16 protein-coding genes are annotated in these 17,043 nt (G+C 57.8%); 12 read left to right on the top strand and 4 right to left on the bottom strand.

Going from position 1 to position 17,043, the window contains the following annotated elements:
* Nucleotides 1-2 precede the first annotated feature (2 nt).
* From purB to RB602_RS08135, 9 genes are all read left to right on the top strand, one after another.
* Entirely contained in the window at nt 3-1,301 is a 1,299-nt protein-coding gene (gene purB / locus RB602_RS08175) for an adenylosuccinate lyase (RefSeq protein WP_317084461.1), read from the top strand.
* A gap of 272 nt (nt 1,302-1,573) precedes the next feature.
* Entirely contained in the window at nt 1,574-1,891 is a 318-nt protein-coding gene (locus RB602_RS08170; protein WP_317080071.1) for a LapA family protein, read from the top strand.
* 11 nt (nt 1,892-1,902) lie between these two features.
* Complete coding sequence (gene pyrF, locus RB602_RS08165) at nt 1,903-2,577, top strand: orotidine-5'-phosphate decarboxylase (protein WP_317080070.1); 675 nt, start codon at nt 1,903-1,905, stop codon at nt 2,575-2,577.
* A 386-nt stretch (nt 2,578-2,963) separates the two neighbouring features.
* Nucleotides 2,964-3,602 (top strand): phosphoribosylanthranilate isomerase, encoded by a 639-nt coding sequence (locus tag RB602_RS08160; protein WP_317080069.1) that lies wholly within the window; start codon nt 2,964-2,966, stop codon nt 3,600-3,602.
* Nucleotides 3,603-3,829: 227 nt separating this feature from the next.
* Nucleotides 3,830-5,089, top strand: a complete 1,260-nt coding sequence (trpB, locus tag RB602_RS08155) for a tryptophan synthase subunit beta (RefSeq protein WP_406568339.1) — start codon at nt 3,830-3,832, stop codon at nt 5,087-5,089.
* A gap of 49 nt (nt 5,090-5,138) precedes the next feature.
* Nucleotides 5,139-5,627: a hypothetical protein gene (locus RB602_RS08150; protein WP_317080068.1), complete on the top strand. Its 489-nt coding sequence runs from the start codon at nt 5,139-5,141 to the stop codon at nt 5,625-5,627.
* On the top strand, nt 5,624-6,430 hold the full coding sequence (trpA, locus tag RB602_RS08145) for a tryptophan synthase subunit alpha (protein WP_317080067.1): 807 nt from the start codon (nt 5,624-5,626) through the stop codon (nt 6,428-6,430). The genes RB602_RS08150 and trpA overlap by 4 nt, the downstream gene beginning before the upstream one ends.
* A 100-nt stretch (nt 6,431-6,530) precedes the next feature.
* Nucleotides 6,531-7,382, top strand: a complete 852-nt coding sequence (gene accD, locus RB602_RS08140) for an acetyl-CoA carboxylase, carboxyltransferase subunit beta (RefSeq protein WP_317080066.1) — start codon at nt 6,531-6,533, stop codon at nt 7,380-7,382.
* 118 nt (nt 7,383-7,500) lie between these two features.
* Entirely contained in the window at nt 7,501-8,838 is a 1,338-nt protein-coding gene (locus RB602_RS08135) for a bifunctional folylpolyglutamate synthase/dihydrofolate synthase (protein ID WP_317080065.1), read from the top strand.
* Between the two features lie 9 nt (nt 8,839-8,847).
* On the opposite strand, the gene RB602_RS08130 is transcribed toward RB602_RS08135, so the two are convergent.
* From RB602_RS08130 to RB602_RS08115, 4 genes are all read right to left on the bottom strand, one after another.
* Nucleotides 8,848-9,597 (bottom strand): tetratricopeptide repeat protein, encoded by a 750-nt coding sequence (locus RB602_RS08130; RefSeq protein ID WP_317080064.1) that lies wholly within the window; start codon nt 9,595-9,597, stop codon nt 8,848-8,850.
* Between the two features lie 12 nt (nt 9,598-9,609).
* Entirely contained in the window at nt 9,610-10,968 is a 1,359-nt protein-coding gene (locus RB602_RS08125) for an AmpG family muropeptide MFS transporter (RefSeq protein WP_317080063.1), read from the bottom strand.
* Between the two features lie 108 nt (nt 10,969-11,076).
* Nucleotides 11,077-11,829 (bottom strand): DUF1223 domain-containing protein, encoded by a 753-nt coding sequence (locus RB602_RS08120; protein WP_317080062.1) that lies wholly within the window; start codon nt 11,827-11,829, stop codon nt 11,077-11,079.
* 291 nt (nt 11,830-12,120) lie between these two features.
* Entirely contained in the window at nt 12,121-12,552 is a 432-nt protein-coding gene (locus tag RB602_RS08115) for a response regulator (protein WP_317080061.1), read from the bottom strand.
* A gap of 86 nt (nt 12,553-12,638) precedes the next feature.
* Between RB602_RS08115 and RB602_RS08110 the strand changes: the two genes are divergently transcribed.
* From RB602_RS08110 to RB602_RS08100, 3 genes are all read left to right on the top strand, one after another.
* Nucleotides 12,639-13,589 (top strand): pseudouridine synthase, encoded by a 951-nt coding sequence (locus RB602_RS08110; RefSeq protein ID WP_317080060.1) that lies wholly within the window; start codon nt 12,639-12,641, stop codon nt 13,587-13,589.
* A gap of 235 nt (nt 13,590-13,824) precedes the next feature.
* On the top strand, nt 13,825-14,376 hold the full coding sequence (gene rsmD / locus RB602_RS08105; protein WP_317080059.1) for a 16S rRNA (guanine(966)-N(2))-methyltransferase RsmD: 552 nt from the start codon (nt 13,825-13,827) through the stop codon (nt 14,374-14,376).
* A gap of 275 nt (nt 14,377-14,651) precedes the next feature.
* The gene (locus RB602_RS08100; protein WP_317080058.1) at nt 14,652-16,976 is read left to right on the top strand and encodes an ATP-dependent helicase; all 2,325 of its coding nucleotides are present in this window, start codon (nt 14,652-14,654) and stop codon (nt 16,974-16,976) included.
* Nucleotides 16,977-17,043 lie beyond the last annotated feature (67 nt).

The raw sequence follows: 17,043 nt of genomic DNA, 5'->3' as shown, positions 1-17,043 counted from the left end.
CCATGGTTCCACGCTATGCCCATCCCGATATGACCGCCATCTGGGAGCCGGAAGCGAAATTCCGCATCTGGTTCGAGATTGAGGCACATGCCACCGATGCGCTGGCAGAGCTAGGTGTGGTGCCGAAAGAGGCGGCCAAGGCGATATGGGAGCGCGGTGCCTTTGATGTCGCGCGGATCGATGCGATTGAGGCCGAGGTCAAGCATGACGTCATCGCCTTCCTCACCAATGTTGCGGAAAATGTCGGCGATGAAGCGCGGTTTATGCATCAGGGCATGACCAGTTCGGACGTGCTCGACACCTGTCTTTCGGTGCAGCTGGCCCGCGCCAGTGATATCTTGCTTGCCGATATGGACGCGCTGCTCGCCGCGCTGAAACGCCGCGCCGAGGAGCATCGCTATACCGCCACAATCGGTCGCAGCCATGGCATTCATGCCGAACCGACCACCTTCGGCCTGAAACTCGCGCAAGCCTATGCCGAATTTGATCGCGGTCGGGAGCGGCTGGTGGCCGCGCGCAAGGAGATTGCCACCTGTGCGATCAGCGGCGCGGTCGGAACCTTTGCTAATATCGACCCGAAAGTCGAAGCGCATGTCGCCGAGAAAATGGGGCTCGAGCTGGAGCCGGTTTCGACACAGGTCATCCCGCGCGACCGCCATGCGCAATATTTCGCCACTCTCGCGGTGATTGCCTCGTCCATCGAGCGGCTGGCTACCGAAATCCGCCATTTACAGCGCACCGAGGTCTTGGAAGCCGAGGAATATTTCTCCCCCGGCCAGAAAGGCTCCAGCGCGATGCCGCACAAGCGCAATCCGGTGCTGACCGAGAATCTCACCGGCCTCGCCCGCATGGTGCGCAGCCATGCCCTGCCCGCAATGGAGAATGTCGCGCTATGGCATGAGCGCGATATCTCGCACAGCTCGGTTGAACGCTTTATCGGCCCCGATGCAACCATCACGCTGGACTTCGCCCTGCGCCGCCTGACCGGCGTAGTCGACAAGCTGCTTATCTATCCCGAACGGATGCAGAAGAATCTCGACCGCATGGGCGGGCTGGTCCACTCGCAGCGAGTCCTGTTGGCATTGACGCAAGCGGGAATCAGCCGTGAGGACGCCTATCGCATCGTCCAGCGCAATGCGATGCAGGTATGGGAGAGCGATGGCCAGCTCTCGTTGCTCGATCTGCTGCTGGGGGATGAGGATGTCACGGCAAAAATCAGCGAAGACGATCTGCGCGAGAAATTCACGCTCGAATATCATTTCAAGTATGTCGACACGATTTTTGCGCGGGTTTTTGGGTGAATCCACTTTCGTCAGCCCCGCGCAGGCGGGGCTAAGGCTTTTCTTAAGTTTCACACAAAGACACGAAGACACAAAACGTGGATTCTGCTTGGCATAGCGGCTTCGTGACTTTGTGGCTTAGTGTGAAATAAGCCCTGGCCCCGCCTTCGCGGGGCCGACGAGATAATTATGCAAAGCCCCTACAATAGTGCCCAGCATGGACTCGCCAATTGTTGCGGCACGGGGTATTGTGGTGCATGACCGCTCACAAGGGTCATAAAGGACGAAACAACATGCAATTTATCAAGACGTTATTCTGGGTATTGCTGGTGCTATTGCTGGCCGTTTTCTCGATCAATAACTGGAATGATGTGTCGATCACCATTTGGAGTGACACGCTGCTCGATACCAAATTGCCGATGCTGATTATCGGCTCGTTCATTCTCGGCTTTCTGCCGATGTGGTTGCTCTATCGCGGTTCGGTATGGCGTAACAAGCGCCGTATTGCCTCGCTGGAAAGCCGTCTGACCTCGCAGCAATCGGTAGTCAGCACGCCAGCCAGCAGCGATGCCGAACCCGCCTCCCCTCTGCAATCCGATCCTTCCAGCTAAAGTCGATATTTATGAGCAACCCGATTTATCTCGCCATGGATGTCCCCGAGCTGGACCGCGCGGTAGCGCTGGCCAATGCGGTCAAGGGGCATATTGGCGGGATCAAGCTGGGCCTCGAATTCTTCTGCGCCCATGGCCATCATGGCGTGCATGAGCTGGCGCATATCGGCCTGCCGATTTTTCTCGACCTGAAACTGCACGATATTCCCAACACCGTCGCCTCGGCGATGCAGGCGATCCATGTGCTCGAACCCGCGATTGTCACCGTCCATGCCTCGGGCGGTCGCGCTATGCTGGAAGATGCCAAGGCCGCTGCGGGCGCCAATACCAAGGTTGTCGCGGTCACGGTGCTCACCAGTCTCGACGATAATGATCTTGGCCAGATCGGCTATCAGGGGCAGGCGCATGATCAGGTGATGCGACTTGCCGAACTCGCCGAACGCGCCGGGGTCGATGGCATTGTCTGCTCCGGCCAGGAAGTAAAAGCGGTGCACCAGCAATGGAAACGCGGCTTTTTCGTCGTCCCCGGCCTGCGCCCGGCAGGCAGCGAAATGGGCGACCAGAAACGCGCCGTAACCCCGCGACAAGCCCGCGATGACGGCGCATCGGTGCTGGTGATAGGCCGCCCGATCAGCCGCGCCGACGACCCGGCAGCGGCGGCACGGGCGATTGAGGGGACGCTTTAGTTAGGTAGGTTGCAGCTTGTATGGCGCAGATAGCATTTCTTACCGGCATGGCACTGATGTTGCTATTGTATTTTAAGTTTGTGCCACGAATAAAGAACCCGTGGGTGGTTGGTGTAACTCTCTCACTTCTGGCTTTCCTTCCCTCCATACTGCTTCTTTTGAGCTACATAAAGAACGGTTGCTCTTCATCCGATACCTACAATGAAGGGTGTTTCCCGCTCTATATAATTGCCGTTGAGTTCCTAGTTGTTTTCCAGGTCATTTGGATGCTCTGCGTGGTCGCTGCTTACGCCCTTGCGGTAGCAAGGCGATAGAAAAGTCTTAAATCACAATACTACATAGAACCAAGCTCAAGGTAGCCTTAGTCATCAGAATCGAAGTGCTTGATGAAGAATATCAAAATCTGCGGCCTTTCCACCGAGGCTGCTATCGACACCGCGATAGACGCAGGCGCAACCCATATTGGCCTGGTCCATTTCCCCAAAAGCCCGCGCCATGTCTCGCTCGAACGCGCGGCGGAATTACGGCGCTATGCTGCCGACCGGATCAAGACCGTGCTTTTGCTGGTCAATGCCGATGCACATTTGACTGGACTAGCCATCACCAAGGTGAAGCCCGATATCATCCAGTTTCATGGCAGCGAGACGCCCGCATGGCTGCGCGCCATAAGAGACAAGACGCGGCTCGGCGTCTGGAAAGCGGTGGGGCTGCGCGATGCCGGGACATTGGAGCGCTCGGCGCGCTATCATGATGCGGCGGACCTGTTGCTGTTCGATGCGCCCGCAAAGGCCCTGCCCGGTGGCACCGGCGCCAGCTTTGACTGGTCACTGCTGGCCGATCATCAGCATAAGGTGGATTGGGGGCTGGCCGGTGGTCTGACGCCTGACACAGTAGGCGAAGCATTGGCCGCGACCAATGCGTCTCTGGTGGATGTCTCCTCCGGCGTTGAAAGCGCGCCGGGCGTGAAAGATATGGACAAAATCCGCGCCTTTTGCCAAGCGGTGCGGGAGTTTGATCGCCATTAGCCCCTGGTTCAAAATTTCGTCGGCCCCGCGCAGGCGGGGCCAGGGCGTTTTTTAGTGCACACAAAGCCACTAAGGCACAAAGCATTATTCTTTTGCCTTAATTGCTTCGTGACTTTGTGGCTTAGTGTGAAACAGTAGCCTTAGCCCCGCCTACGCGGGGCTGACGTGGAAAAAGTATAGTCTGGGGCACTATAGCCGGTTTAACGAAATCTGACCCTTAAGAGAAAATGATGAACAAAACCCCTGCCCCGAACAGCTTTACCAACCAGCCCGATGATCGCGGGCATTTTGGCGATTATGGCGGTCGCTATGTCGCCGAGACGCTGATGCCGCTGATCCTTGATCTGGAAAAGGAATATCGCGCGGCGCAGGATGATCCCGCCTTTGCCGAAGAGTTTGACGATCTGCTCGAACATTATGTCGGCCGGCCCAGCCCGCTTTACTATGCCGAGCGGCTGACTGAGGAAGTCCGCAAGGACGCGCCGGAAGGGCCAAAAGGAGAGAAACGCGGCGCGCAAATCTGGTTCAAGCGCGATGAGCTCAACCATACCGGCGCGCACAAGATCAATAATTGCATCGGCCAGATCCTGCTCGCCAAGCGCATGGGCAAGACACGGATCATCGCCGAGACCGGCGCGGGTCAGCATGGCGTTGCCACCGCTACTGTCTGCGCGCGTTTCGGCCTGCCCTGCGTCATCTATATGGGGGCCAAGGATGTTGAACGGCAGCAACCCAATGTCTTCCGCATGAAGCTGCTCGGTGCCGAGGTGGTGCCGGTCACCAGCGGCGGCGCGACGCTGAAAGACGCAATGAATGAGGGCCTGCGCGACTGGGTCGCCAATGTGCATGACACATTCTACATTATCGGCACCGCCGCCGGGCCGCATCCCTATCCCGAACTGGTGCGCGATTTTCAGAGCGTGATCGGCCATGAGGCACGGGCGCAGATGCTCGAGCGGGTCAATCGCCTGCCCGACCTGCTGGTCGCCTGTATCGGCGGCGGCTCCAATGCGCTTGGCCTGTTCCATCCGTTCCTCGATGACCCCGACGTAAAGATGCTTGGCGTTGAGGCGGCGGGTCTCGGGCTCGACGGCGATGACCATGCCGCCAGCCTGACCGGCGGCGCGCCGGGTATCTTGCATGGCAACAAGACCTATTTGCTGCAGGATGAGGACGGCCAAATCACCGAAGGCCATTCGATCAGCGCCGGCCTCGACTATCCCGGCATCGGCCCGGAACATGCCTGGCTGAAGGAAAATGGCCGCGTCGAATATGACAGCTGCACCGATGATGAGGCGCTGCAGGGTTTCCAGCTATTGTGCCGCACCGAGGGGATTATCCCGGCGCTTGAGCCGAGCCACGCCATCGCCAAGGTGGTCGAGCGTGCCAGGGCGATGGATCAGGAAAAGATTATTCTCGCCAATCTTTGCGGTCGCGGCGACAAGGATATTTTTACCGTGGCTGAGGCGCTGGGAGTGGAGATTTGAAGTCTTGATCGGTTACAATATGACATCGCGATCAAGATTCTTTTGTACCATGGCGATATTCTCAGTGGGGATAGCTTTGGTGATACTAACCCAAGACGCTTTCACTCCCCTTGGAAATCACTTAAGTGACGAGGTCCTTGCTGATATAAAATACGGCATATTTTTAGATCAGATTTTGCTGGCGGTTCTATTCCTTGCCCCGTCGCTTTGGTGGCATTTAGTTGATCACTTCGAGAATATAAAAACACAGTTCTCTATTTTAGCTTTCCTAGTGTCTTATAGTGCCTTCATTAGCGTAACAATAATTGCCTTAATCGGTTCTGTCATAGTTGTTTCTGGCGTTACCGCGTTGTATCAATGTCGTGACGCGGGGCCTTCCGAACCCCTACCAGACGGAACACAATTCTACACACTTTGCGATCCAATATCCGGTTATGGGATAGAGTATTTGGTCATTTGGCCCATACTAATCCTTTTCATGTTAGCAGCTCTCAAAACTGCTACCCATTTTTCAACACTTTTAAGAAGCAACAAATGAGAATTAGCTCTACACGCCTCTCCTCATCCTTCCCCGCCAACCGCGCGGCGCTGGTTGCCTTTGTCACCGCTGGCGATCCAACCCCCGAAGCCACCCCTGCCATTCTCGATGCGCTGGTCGAGGGCGGCGCGGATATTATCGAGCTGGGCATGCCGTTTACCGACCCGATGGCTGATGGGCCTTCGATCCAGCTTGCCAATATCCGCAGCCTAGAAGCAGGCACCAAAACCGCCCATATCTTCCAGATCGCCAAAGACTTCCGCCAGCGTCACCCGCAGGTTCCTCTGGTACTGATGGGCTATGCCAACCCGATGCTCCGGCGCGGGGCGGAGTGGTTTGCCGGGCAATGCGCCGAGGCAGGCGTGGATGGTGTTATCTGCGTCGATATCCCCGCCGAGGAGCAGGATGCGCTCACTCCAGCGCTGGCGGAGAAGGCCGTTGCCAATATCTGCCTTGCAACCCCGACCACCGATGATGCTCGTCTCCCCGCCGTTCTCGATCAGGCATCGGGCTTTCTCTATTATGTCTCGGTCGCCGGGATCACCGGCAAGCAACAGGCCGCAACCGCCTCCATCGCTGCGGCTATGGAGCGCATCAAAAGCCAGACAGACCTGCCGGTCGCCGTCGGTTTCGGCATCCGCACGCCGGAACAGGCCGCTGCTGTGGCGCAGCTTGCAGATGGCGTGGTTGTCGGTTCGGCGATTGTTGAACTGGTCGGCGAACATGGCGCTAATGCTGCGCCGCATGTCCGGGACTATGTTAAATCGCTTTCCGATGCTATCCGGGCAGCGAGAAACACATAACCCACCCCGTTCGTGTCGAGCGCAGTCGAGACACAGAGCCTCGCATATATGCCTCTCGACTTCGCTCGAGGCGAACGGACAGAATAAGGTTTGGTAAAATATGAGCTGGTTCAGCCGCGTCCGCAATAATCTGCCTTTCGGCGCCAAGCGCGATACTCCCGATAATCTCTGGCACAAATGCAAGAATTGCGGCGAGATGGTCTTCAGCAAGGAATATGAAGAGAATGAGCATATCTGCCCGCATTGCGGCCATCATGGGCGGATCGGCGCGCGGGCGCGCTTTGATGCGCTGTTTGATGAGGGGCTTTATGATGTGCTGGAAAGCCCCGAAGTGGCCGAAGACCCACTCAAATTCCGTGATAGCAAGAAATATACAGAGCGCCTGAAAACCGCCCGCGCCAATAGCGAGTTCGCCGACGCACTGACCAATGCCAAGGGCGATATTGACGGCCAGCGCGCGGTTGTCGGCGTGCAGGATTTCGCCTTTATGGGCGGCTCTATGGGCATGGCCGTGGGCAGCGCGTTTCTCGCCGGGATCAACGCCGCGATTCAGGCGCATGCGCCCTATATCATCTTCACCGCTGCCGGCGGCGCACGGATGCAGGAGGGGATACTCTCATTGATGCAGATGCCGCGCGCGACGTTGGCGATTGACCGGCTGAAGAGCGAGGGCCTGCCCTATATTGTTGTGCTTACCGACCCGACCACCGGCGGCGTCACCGCCAGCTATGCCATGCTCGGTGATATTCAAATTGCCGAGCCCGGCGCGCTGATCGGTTTTGCCGGGCAGCGGGTGATCGAAAACACCATCCGCGAGAAGCTGCCCGAAGGCTTTCAACGCGCGGAATATCTGCTCGACCATGGCATGATCGACATGGTTGTCCACCGCCACCAGATGCGCGACACGCTGTCCAGGCTGATCGGCTATATGACCGCGAATGAGGCGGCGTGATGGACGATGAAGAGCCCCTCCCCTTTAGGGGATGGGTTGGGGTGGGGGCTATCGTCAAGGTGATGCACCTGTTGAACACCCCCACCCCCGGCCCCTCCCCTAAGCGGGAGGGGAACTGATGCCCGACCACGCGATATCCGATGATCCCGCCGTCCAGCGCCAGCTTGACCGGCTGAGCCTGCTCTCACCGGGCCGCGATGTGTTGGGGCTGGGGCGGATCAGCCAGTTGCTCGATCGCCTCGACAATCCGCAGAAGCAGTTGCCGCCCGCGCTGCATATTGCCGGGACCAATGGCAAAGGCTCAACCTGCGCCTTTTTGCGCGCCGCGATTGAGGCGGCGGGGCTGACCACCCATGTCTATACCAGCCCGCATCTGGTGCGCTTCAACGAACGCATCCGCATTGCCGGACGGCTGATCGAGGATGATCTGCTCGCGGCGCTGCTCGAAGAGGTGATTGATATTGCCGAGGGACTGGATGCCAGCTTTTTTGAGGTAACGACCGCCGTCGCCTTTCTCGCCTTTGCCCGCCATCCGGCCGATGCTGCAATTATCGAGGTCGGTCTCGGCGGACGGCTCGACGCCACCAATGTCCTCACCGCGCCGCTGATAACCGCGATCACCCATTTGGGACTGGATCATGAGGCGTTTTTGCTTGCGCCGGAGGACAATGTTCCAACCGAACCCATGGCACGCATCGGGTTCGAGAAAGCAGGCATCGCCAAGCAAGGCGTTCCGCTGGTGGTGCAGGCCTTTGGCGAACCCGCTGACGGCGCAGTCACAGCGCAGGCGGAGCGCGCGGGTGCATCGCTGCTGGCGCGCGGCAAGGATTGGGGCGCCACCAGCTATGATGGCCAGCTGCATTATCGCGATGCGGCGGGCAAACTCACCCTGCCCCTCCCCAAGCTGACCGGCGCGCACCAACAGGAAAACGCCGCGCTGGCCGTGGCGATATTGCGCCATCAAAAAGCACTCACCATTTCCGAGCCCGCATTGGCAGCAGCGATGGACTGGGCCCATTGGCCGGCGCGCCTGCACCGCCTCGGCAATGGTCCTCTCACCCGCAATGCTGTGCAAGCGGAAATCTGGATCGACGGCGGCCACAACCCGCTGGCGGCGCAGCAATTGGCCGTCTGGCTAAAGCAACAGCGCGAAAAGGCACCGGACCGGGAAATCCATCTTATCCTCGGCATGCTGGCCAATAAGGACGCGACAGTGATGGTCGAGAGCCTGGCGCCGCATATCGACCGTTTCACTGCAATACCGGTACAGGGACATGAATGTCACGCACCCGACGCGCTGGTAGCGATGGCTGAGGATGCTCACATTGGCAAAGCAGGCGCTGCGCAGGACGTTACCGAGGCGTTGGAAGGCGTTGGCCAGCAATTGGTGCTTATCGCCGGGTCGCTCTATCTTGCGGGGAAAGTTCTGAAGCAGAATGAGGAAGTGCCTGCCTGACCGCTGCGATCATGCTTTTTCGAGCCGCGCCAACTCCGTCAGAGCCCAATCATACATTTGCTGCTCGGTATCGATCAGCGCCTTGTCACGCAGATCATAATTCTGCTTAACATCGCGCAATAACGGAAGCGCGCGATCCGCTTGACCTGCGGCAATATACAGCGCCGCCAGTCGACAACCCGCCTCGTCACTTTCCCTGATTTGCTGCGCATTGGAGAAAGCTGCAATAGCCGCCTGCTGATCCCCTCGCGCTTCGGCTATCCGGCCCTGCAACAGATAATGCGTCATGCTGTCCCTGTCAGAGGAAGGCTCATCAACGGCATTCAAGGCCTGCTCTGCTTCTGATGCCTCATTGCTGAGCAGCAAGGCATCAACCAGCTTATATTGTGTTTCTCTGTCTGCGAATGGCATCGCCGCCATAGCATCACGATAGGCCGACACCGCTTCGTCGGGTCGGCCCGCTTCTGCCAGAGCATCAGCAAGCACCAGCCTGTTTGCGGCGGAGTCAGTAATCGCCAAACGTTCCCGTGCCTCACGCACAGCACCTTCAGGATTTATCTTCCGCGCCGCCTGCCTGCGCGCCTTGCGCACATGCTTGTTGCCTTGGAGGTCAGGAAGAACTTCCAACAGGAAATAGGCAAGGCATCCCACCATGGGCAATGCGATAATCGCCAGCAGCCATAAGCGGTTGGCACTGCCGCGAAACAGATGAATCACGCAGAGTATCTGCAGAATGATGGGGAGGATTGCCCAGAGCATTGATGCAGTTCTCTAGTCGTCTTCAGTGCTGGGCTGACGTACTGTCTCAACAACAAAACCCTTTCGCCACAGCATCCACAACAGCAACATACCCGGTGCGGCAATGGCCACAGTGCTGAACCAGAAACCAACCCAGCCAAGCGCTTCTGCAAGAAAGCCGGAAGGTGTCGATAGCCATGTCCGGCCAACTGCCGCAAAGGAAGACAAAAGCGCAAACTGGGTTGCGGTATATGCCAGGCTGGTGAGGCCGGAAAGATAGGTCACAAAGACCGTAAGCCCTATGCCACTTGTCAGGTTCTCGGTCCCAACAGCAATGGCCAGCATGATGTTTGAATCGCCGCTAATGGCGAGCAAAGCGAACAGGAAGTTAGAGAACATCATAAGCAAGCCTGAGAAGACCAAGGCACGTGCCATTCCTAACCAAGCAATAAAAGGTGCCCCTAATGCAGACCCAACAATCAAAGCGGCAAAACCGACAAACTTGTTCACGGTCACATATTCTGTGTCAGAGAAGCCAAGATCAACGATCATCGGCGCCAGCATGACTTGCCCCATGGCGTCACCAATTTTGTAAATCAGAACAAAAAGCAGGATCAGCACCGCACCCTGCCTGCTGAAAAACTCAATGAATGGATTGATGACCGTTTCCTGCAACCATGTCGCAAAGGACTGTCCGGCAGCACGTGCAGAATGTTCCACAAACTGCCCAGGCCCGGCATAAAGCGCGCCAAGCACTGCCGGCAGAACACAAAAACCGGTAAAGCCATAAGCGGCAGCCCAACCAAGACCAGCACCTTCCACAGACGCCAGATAAATCGTGCCTGCCCCGGCAATCAGATTGCCGGTACGATAGCCAAACTGGTTCATCGCGGTGCCATGCGGCAATTCCTCATCAGAGAGGATTTCAATGCGATAGGCATCAATAACGATGTCCTGTGTCGCGGAAAGAAAAGCGACTGCCAGAGCCCAGATTGCAAACAATCCGAGATTATTGGCCGGGTCGCTCCCTCCCAATTGCCATAAAGCAGCAAACAGCAATGCCTGAATAAAGAAAAGCCAGCCACGCCTTTGCCCGAAAACCCGCGTCAATATGGGCAGAGGAAGCTTGTCGATAAGCGGTGCCCAGAGAAATTTGAGCGTATACGGGGTAGTGAGACCGATAGCGAAACCGATAGTCGACTTGTCAATTCCCACCCGCGCCAGCCAGAAAGTCATGGTCGCCAGCAACAGCGTCAATGGAAACCCTGACGAGATGCCCAAAAGGAATGCCACGAAAGGCATTGGCCGTAGATATGGTCTGAAGGCCGGGACCGCGAACGCGACAGCCAGAACAGCCAGAACAATGCCGAAAAATATCAGTGTTTGCGTCATAATGTATCTCTCATGGGCGGTCGTGATGACAGCCGTAAGAGATCAGCGCAATATTATCTTGTTAAGATATGGGGATAAACCGAATAGCCACACTCATAGTTTACGAGTTCAACCGATATAGCTTGCCGCCAATATCTCGCCGCCATGCGGCTGTTGCACCATCACGGCATAGCGATCCGCGCCGGAAACCCTCAGCGCATCCGCATCGATAAGGAAGCTTTTGCTGCCGCCGCGCCATTTGCCGATGGTCTCTTCATCGACCAGCACATTGGTATAGGTCAGCCTCCGCCCGCCATTTTCGCCGCGACCGACCGATACGGTCTCGCTGCTGTCCAGCGCCAACAGGGTCACATGGGCAGTGGCATCGCTTTTGCCGCTGACGGTCACACGGATATCGCCATTATCCTCGGCAATGCTGGTCAGGCTCGCCGGGGCTTTGCGCTTCTGTTCAGCCATGATCAGGTCGCGCACAGCATAGCCGCGTGAGCCGATGGCGGCGGAGCGACCATTGATCACCATTTGCGGCGTATAGACCCCGGCGCGGGCAAAGCCGCGTGCAGCATAGGCGCGTTGCAGTTCAGTGTTGCTTTCTTTCGCCAGCGTGTCTTTCCAGCCCAGCCTGTCCCAATAGGTTACCGGGCGACTGATCACGACAATATCGTCATTTTTCGCAAGATCAGCGGCGACAGCATCCGCCGGCGGGCAAGAGGAACACCCCTGGCTGGTGAACAGCTCCGCCACCACCGTGCGCTCCATATCCATGTCGCCGACATCGGCCTTGCTGTCCATGACCTGCAGGCCAGCGACACCCGCGACCATGGTGGCCGTGGCCAATAAAGAAAAACCCAATAATCGCATCATATATGACCTTTTGCCGATAGCGGCGTGACCGTGTTTCACTCTACTTTTCGTGGGAATGGCGTGTGCGGTTACATATCTATTGGACTCAACGCCCCACCTCGTCGGCCCCGCGCAGGCGGGGCCTAGGCTTATTTTCACGCAAAGACGCAAAGACGCGAAGGGATCGTGCAGATACGAATCCTCTTTGCGCCTTCGCGTCTTTGCGTGAGTCAATAAGAAAGCCCTGGCCCCGCCTGCGCGGGGCCGACGTAAACAGAACTTGCCTCTTTAGAAACACTAGTCGTTCTGAACTTAATGCGGATGATACAGCGTCAGCGTCTGCGGGATTTTTGCCGGAGTTTCACCGCGAATGATGCGGTCCACGGTCTCCACCGCGCGCACCAGATCGCGCGGGCCATAGGGCTTGACCAGACACCCGGCGGCAAGTTTCTGTGCTTCCAGCGGACATGCACCGGTGACGAAAATGACCGGGATATGCGCATCATGCGCAGCGCGGGCAACATCGACGCCATCGCCCTCGCCGCTCAGTCGCACATCGGTGACCACCATATCGGGCTTGTCACGCGCAATAGAGGCCAGCGCTTCGGCAGCGCTATCCACCGTGGCGACAACGCTATAGCCCGCATCACCCAGATGCAGTTCATTGTCGAACGCCACCAGAGGCTCGTCCTCGACGATCAGGACGGTGTTGATAGAGCGTTTGAATCGCTTGAAAAAAGCCATGATGCGGTCCTTTGCCCTTCCCTCGGCAACCATGTGGGCAATAAATTGTCGCTGTCAATCGCCAGGTGAATAGCTATAGCGCGAGCATGACATCCCGACGCCCCTCTTCGCGCACACCCGATAAGCGCCGCAAAAGCGCCAAGCCACAAGCGCGTGATGCCGGACATATTCCGCGCGAAACCGGCTGGTCGCCCTTTGATGACGGCCCGGCGGAGGAGCCCTCCGAAGCGCCAAAAAAATCAAAGCCGCGTCCGAAAAAGCCCGCTGCTCCTCGGGCAAAAACGGATAGCGGTGAGAAAAAGGGTGACCGTATCGCCAAGCTGCTGGCGCGCGCGGGTGTCGCCTCACGGCGTGAGATTGAGCGGATGATTGCCGATAACCGCATCGCCCTGCATGGTGAAATAGTGACGACGCCGGCCACGCTGCTCACCAGCCTGCATGGCGTCACCGTGGATGGAAAAGCGATCAAACAGCCCGAACCGACAAAGCTGTGGTGCTTTCACAAGCCGGTCGGCACACTGACCGCCGAGCGCGATTTTTCCGGGCGCAAGACGATTTACGATACGCTGAAAGAAACTGCGCCCGATCTGCCACGGGTCGTGCCGATTGGCAGGCTGGACCTCAACACTGAGGGGCTGTTGCTGCTCACCAATGATGGTGGCTTTAAGCGCGAAATGGAATTGCCCGCCACCGGCGTCAAACGCACCTATCGCGCCCGCACTTTTGGCGATGTCAGCCAGGACCAGCTGGAAGAACTGATCGACGGCGTGGTCGTCGATGGCATGCGCTATGGTCGGATTGACGCCAATCTGGAACGCCGCACCGGGCGCAATCAGTGGATCGAAATCACCCTGCGCGAAGGCAAAAACCGCGAGGTGCGCAACGTGCTCAAGCACTTGGGACTAGAAGTCTCGCGTCTGATCCGCACCTCCTATGGCCCCTTCACCATCGGCGATCTGCAACCGGGCGATGTGTCGGCAGTGCGCAAGGTCGAGCTGGTGAAGTTTCGCCAGACTCTGGAAAAGCTGAATAGATGACCTGCTTGGCCAATATTAAACCCCTCCCTTTCAAGGGAGGGGAGTTGGTCAAGGCTGCTGGGTCGAAACACTCCCCGAGTATTTCTAAATCATCCCGGGGGGATGATTTACCCTGCAGCATTGGCCAACTGGGTGGGATAAGCACAAAAGGGTTCGATGCCCTTTTGTGCTTTTGCTCGCGCTATAGCGCTCGCCACCACCCCAACCCCTCCTCTGAAGAGGAGGGGCTAAAGGCATGAGGATCATCGCCGGACAATGGCGCGGGCGCAATCTGAAGGCACCCAAAGGCATGACCACGCGGCCCAGTGCTGATCGCACCCGCGATACGCTGTTTTCCATGCTGATGAGCCGCTTGGGCAATTTTGAGGATCTGGCGGTGCTCGATCTGTTTGCCGGATCGGGCGCGCTCGGACTGGAGGCGCTGTCACGCGGCGCAGCGTCATGCCTGTTTGTCGAACAGGACCGCGACGCGCTCAACGCGCTGAAAAGCAATATTGCGATGCTCGATGCCGAGGATCGCTGCCAGGTGCAGAGTAGCTCGGTCTTTGATCTCGGCCCGGCACGGCGCAGTTTTGATCTGGTGCTGCTCGACCCGCCTTATGCCCAGAATGCGGCTGCTGTCGCCATTGACAAGCTGAACCGCTTGGGCTGGTTTGCGCCGTCTACACTGATCGCAGCAGAAACCGGCCATGGTGAAGAATTGATCATAAAGGGTTTTGATCAGGAAGACCCACGCAAAGTGGGACGTGCCAGCCTGCACCTTATGCGACCGGAGAGCGGTGCATAAACAACTTTTAGCAAATGCTCACATATAGTGTCGGCCCCGCGCAGGCGGGGCCTAGGCTTATTTTTGCGCAAAGACGCAAAGACACGAAGAGATAGCGTCAAGAAGCTCCCTCTTTGCGCCTTCGCGTCTTTGCGTGATTCTATTCAAAGCCTTGGCCCCGCCTGCGCGGGGCCGACGCGGTGATGTTAAGTCGCGTAAAACAAAATCATCAGCCCTGTTCCTAACCCTATTCCAACCCTTGTCGGGAATCTCATCGTTCCCTAAGTGTTCAGGGCATGACCAGTACCTTCCCTGATGATAGCGGTTTCGATGATGCGCCGCCCGTGCCCCGGGCTGAGCCTGCTTATCTGCGCGGGTTAAACCCGGAGCAGCACAAAGCCGTCACCGCGCTGGACGGCCCGGTGCTGATGCTGGCGGGTGCGGGCACCGGCAAGACGGCAGCGCTGACGGCGCGATTGGCGCATATTCTCGCTACCCGCCGCGCATGGCCCTCGGAAATTCTCGCTGTCACCTTCACCAATAAAGCCGCGCGCGAGATGCGTGAGCGGGTCGGTGGCCATGTCGGCGAGGCGGTGGAAGGCATGCCATGGCTTGGCACTTTCCATTCCATCGGCGCCAAGATGCTGCGGCGTCATGCCGAACTGGTGGGGCTGCAGAGCAATTTCACCATCATCGACACTGATGACCAGCTTCGCCTGCTCAAGCAACTCATCCAAGCCAATGATATTGACGACAAGCGCTTTCCGGCACGGCAATTGGCGGCGCAGATTGACGGCTGGAAAAATCGCGGGCTTAACCCCAAAGACCTGAGCGCCGCGGATAGCGAGGCCTATGCCCAGGGGCGCGGGCAGGAAATCTATCAGCTTTATCAGGATCGCTTAAAGGCGCTCAATGCCTGCGATTTCGGCGATCTGTTGCTGCATATGCTGACCCTGCTCAAAACCGATCGCGCAGTGCTGGAGCAATATCAGCAGCGGTTCAAATATATATTGGTCGACGAGTATCAGGACACCAATGCTAGCCAGTATCTGTGGCTGCGACTGCTCGCCCAATCGCATCACAATATCTGTTGTGTCGGCGATGATGACCAGTCGATCTATAGCTGGCGCGGGGCCGAGGTCGGCAACATATTGCGCTTTGAAAAGGATTTTCCCGAAGCCACTATCGTGCGGCTGGAACAGAATTATCGTTCTACGCCGCAGATATTGGCAGCGGCATCGGGGCTGATTCAGGCGAATAGTGGGCGGCTGGGTAAAACGCTGTGGACCGAGTTGGACCCCGGCGACAAAGTCCGCGTCCTCGGCGTCTGGGATGGCCCGGAAGAAGCACGGCGTGTCGGTGAGGAACTGGAAGCGCTGCAACGCGGTGGGGTATCTCTCAACGATTGCGCGATATTGGTGCGCGCGCAGTTTCAGACGCGCGAGTTTGAGGACCGGTTTATCGCCATCGGCATGCCTTACCGCATTATCGGCGGCTTCCGCTTTTATGAACGCGCCGAAATCCGCGATGCCCTCGCCTATTTGCGGGTAATCAACCAGCCTGCCGACGATCTGGCGTTTGAGCGCATCGTCAACACGCCTAAGCGCGGGCTTGGAGACAAGTCGGTCGAGAAAATCCACCGGCTGGCGCGCGCTTCGGGCACGCCGTTATCCCGCGCGGCTTTTGATATTCTCGACAGTGATGAACTGCCACCAAGAGCGCGTAATGCCTTGGCTGGATTGATGAAATATGTCGCCCGCTGGCGCGATGAGATGAACAATATGACCCCGGCCGATCTGGTGCGGCAGGTGCTCGATGAAAGCGGCTATACGGCGGCTTTGCAGGCAGAAAAAAGCGTTGAAGCATCAGGTCGGTTGGAGAACCTCTCCGAGCTGGCCCGTGCCATGGAAGAATATGAAACGCTGGGCGATTTTCTCGAGCATGTCAGTCTGGTGATGGACAATGATGCTGCCGATCAGGGCGACACCGCGACGATCATGACCATCCACGCGGCCAAAGGGCTGGAATTTCACAATGTGTTTCTGGTCGGCTGGGAGGAAGGCGTGTTTCCATCACAACGCGCACTTGATGAAGGCGGCACAGCCTCACTCGAAGAAGAGCGCCGCCTTGGCTATGTCGCTATCACCCGCGCACGCACTCGTTGCAGCATTTTGCACGCCGCCAATCGCCGCATCTATGGCCAGTGGACCAGCTCAATCCCGTCGCGCTTTATCGGCGAAATTCCTGCCGATGCAGTAGAGAGCGAAGACAGCATGACTGGCGGCGAAAGCCTGTGGCGCGCCAACTGGTCGGAGCGTGAAGACCCGTTCGCGCATCTCGCAAAAGACCCCGATCGTGCCTCACGCCGCGGCCCCGGCTGGCAACGCGCGGCGCACCTTAAAGGCGGGTTTGACAGCACGCCGAACCGGGTAAAGGAAAACCGCCGCAGCGCGGTCAGTCTGGGCAATAAGGGCCGCGATGATATCCAGATCGGCGCCCGCGTTTTCCATCAGAAGTTCGGCTATGGCACTGTCGCCGAGAAGGAAGGCAACAAACTGGAGATCGATTTCGAGACATCCGGCCGCAAACGGGTGCTCGACAGCTTTGTAAGCTTGGGCTGATTGGTAAGAATTCCCGCTCACACCGTCTTATCCTGACACAGTCTAGCCAGTGCCATTGGCAAATATC

Origin of the sequence: Parasphingorhabdus sp. SCSIO 66989 (assembly GCF_032852305.1) — a bacterium.
Taxonomy (GTDB): domain Bacteria; phylum Pseudomonadota; class Alphaproteobacteria; order Sphingomonadales; family Sphingomonadaceae; genus Alterisphingorhabdus; species Alterisphingorhabdus coralli.
Note: the sequence above shows the minus strand (reverse complement) of the source record. Positions and strands in the feature narration are given on the sequence as shown.

Coding starts and splice junctions, on each gene's coding strand:
- purB (WP_317084461.1), top strand. CDS start 3: ATGGTTCCACGCTATGCCCATCCCGATATGACCGCCATCTGGGAGCCG.
- RB602_RS08170 (WP_317080071.1), top strand. CDS start 1,574: ATGCAATTTATCAAGACGTTATTCTGGGTATTGCTGGTGCTATTGCTG.
- pyrF (WP_317080070.1), top strand. CDS start 1,903: ATGAGCAACCCGATTTATCTCGCCATGGATGTCCCCGAGCTGGACCGC.
- RB602_RS08160 (WP_317080069.1), top strand. CDS start 2,964: ATGAAGAATATCAAAATCTGCGGCCTTTCCACCGAGGCTGCTATCGAC.
- trpB (WP_406568339.1), top strand. CDS start 3,830: ATGATGAACAAAACCCCTGCCCCGAACAGCTTTACCAACCAGCCCGAT.
- RB602_RS08150 (WP_317080068.1), top strand. CDS start 5,139: ATGGCGATATTCTCAGTGGGGATAGCTTTGGTGATACTAACCCAAGAC.
- trpA (WP_317080067.1), top strand. CDS start 5,624: ATGAGAATTAGCTCTACACGCCTCTCCTCATCCTTCCCCGCCAACCGC.
- accD (WP_317080066.1), top strand. CDS start 6,531: ATGAGCTGGTTCAGCCGCGTCCGCAATAATCTGCCTTTCGGCGCCAAG.
- RB602_RS08135 (WP_317080065.1), top strand. CDS start 7,501: ATGCCCGACCACGCGATATCCGATGATCCCGCCGTCCAGCGCCAGCTT.
- RB602_RS08130 (WP_317080064.1), bottom strand. CDS start 9,597: ATGCTCTGGGCAATCCTCCCCATCATTCTGCAGATACTCTGCGTGATT.
- RB602_RS08125 (WP_317080063.1), bottom strand. CDS start 10,968: ATGACGCAAACACTGATATTTTTCGGCATTGTTCTGGCTGTTCTGGCT.
- RB602_RS08120 (WP_317080062.1), bottom strand. CDS start 11,829: ATGATGCGATTATTGGGTTTTTCTTTATTGGCCACGGCCACCATGGTC.
- RB602_RS08115 (WP_317080061.1), bottom strand. CDS start 12,552: ATGGCTTTTTTCAAGCGATTCAAACGCTCTATCAACACCGTCCTGATC.
- RB602_RS08110 (WP_317080060.1), top strand. CDS start 12,639: ATGACATCCCGACGCCCCTCTTCGCGCACACCCGATAAGCGCCGCAAA.
- rsmD (WP_317080059.1), top strand. CDS start 13,825: ATGAGGATCATCGCCGGACAATGGCGCGGGCGCAATCTGAAGGCACCC.
- RB602_RS08100 (WP_317080058.1), top strand. CDS start 14,652: ATGACCAGTACCTTCCCTGATGATAGCGGTTTCGATGATGCGCCGCCC.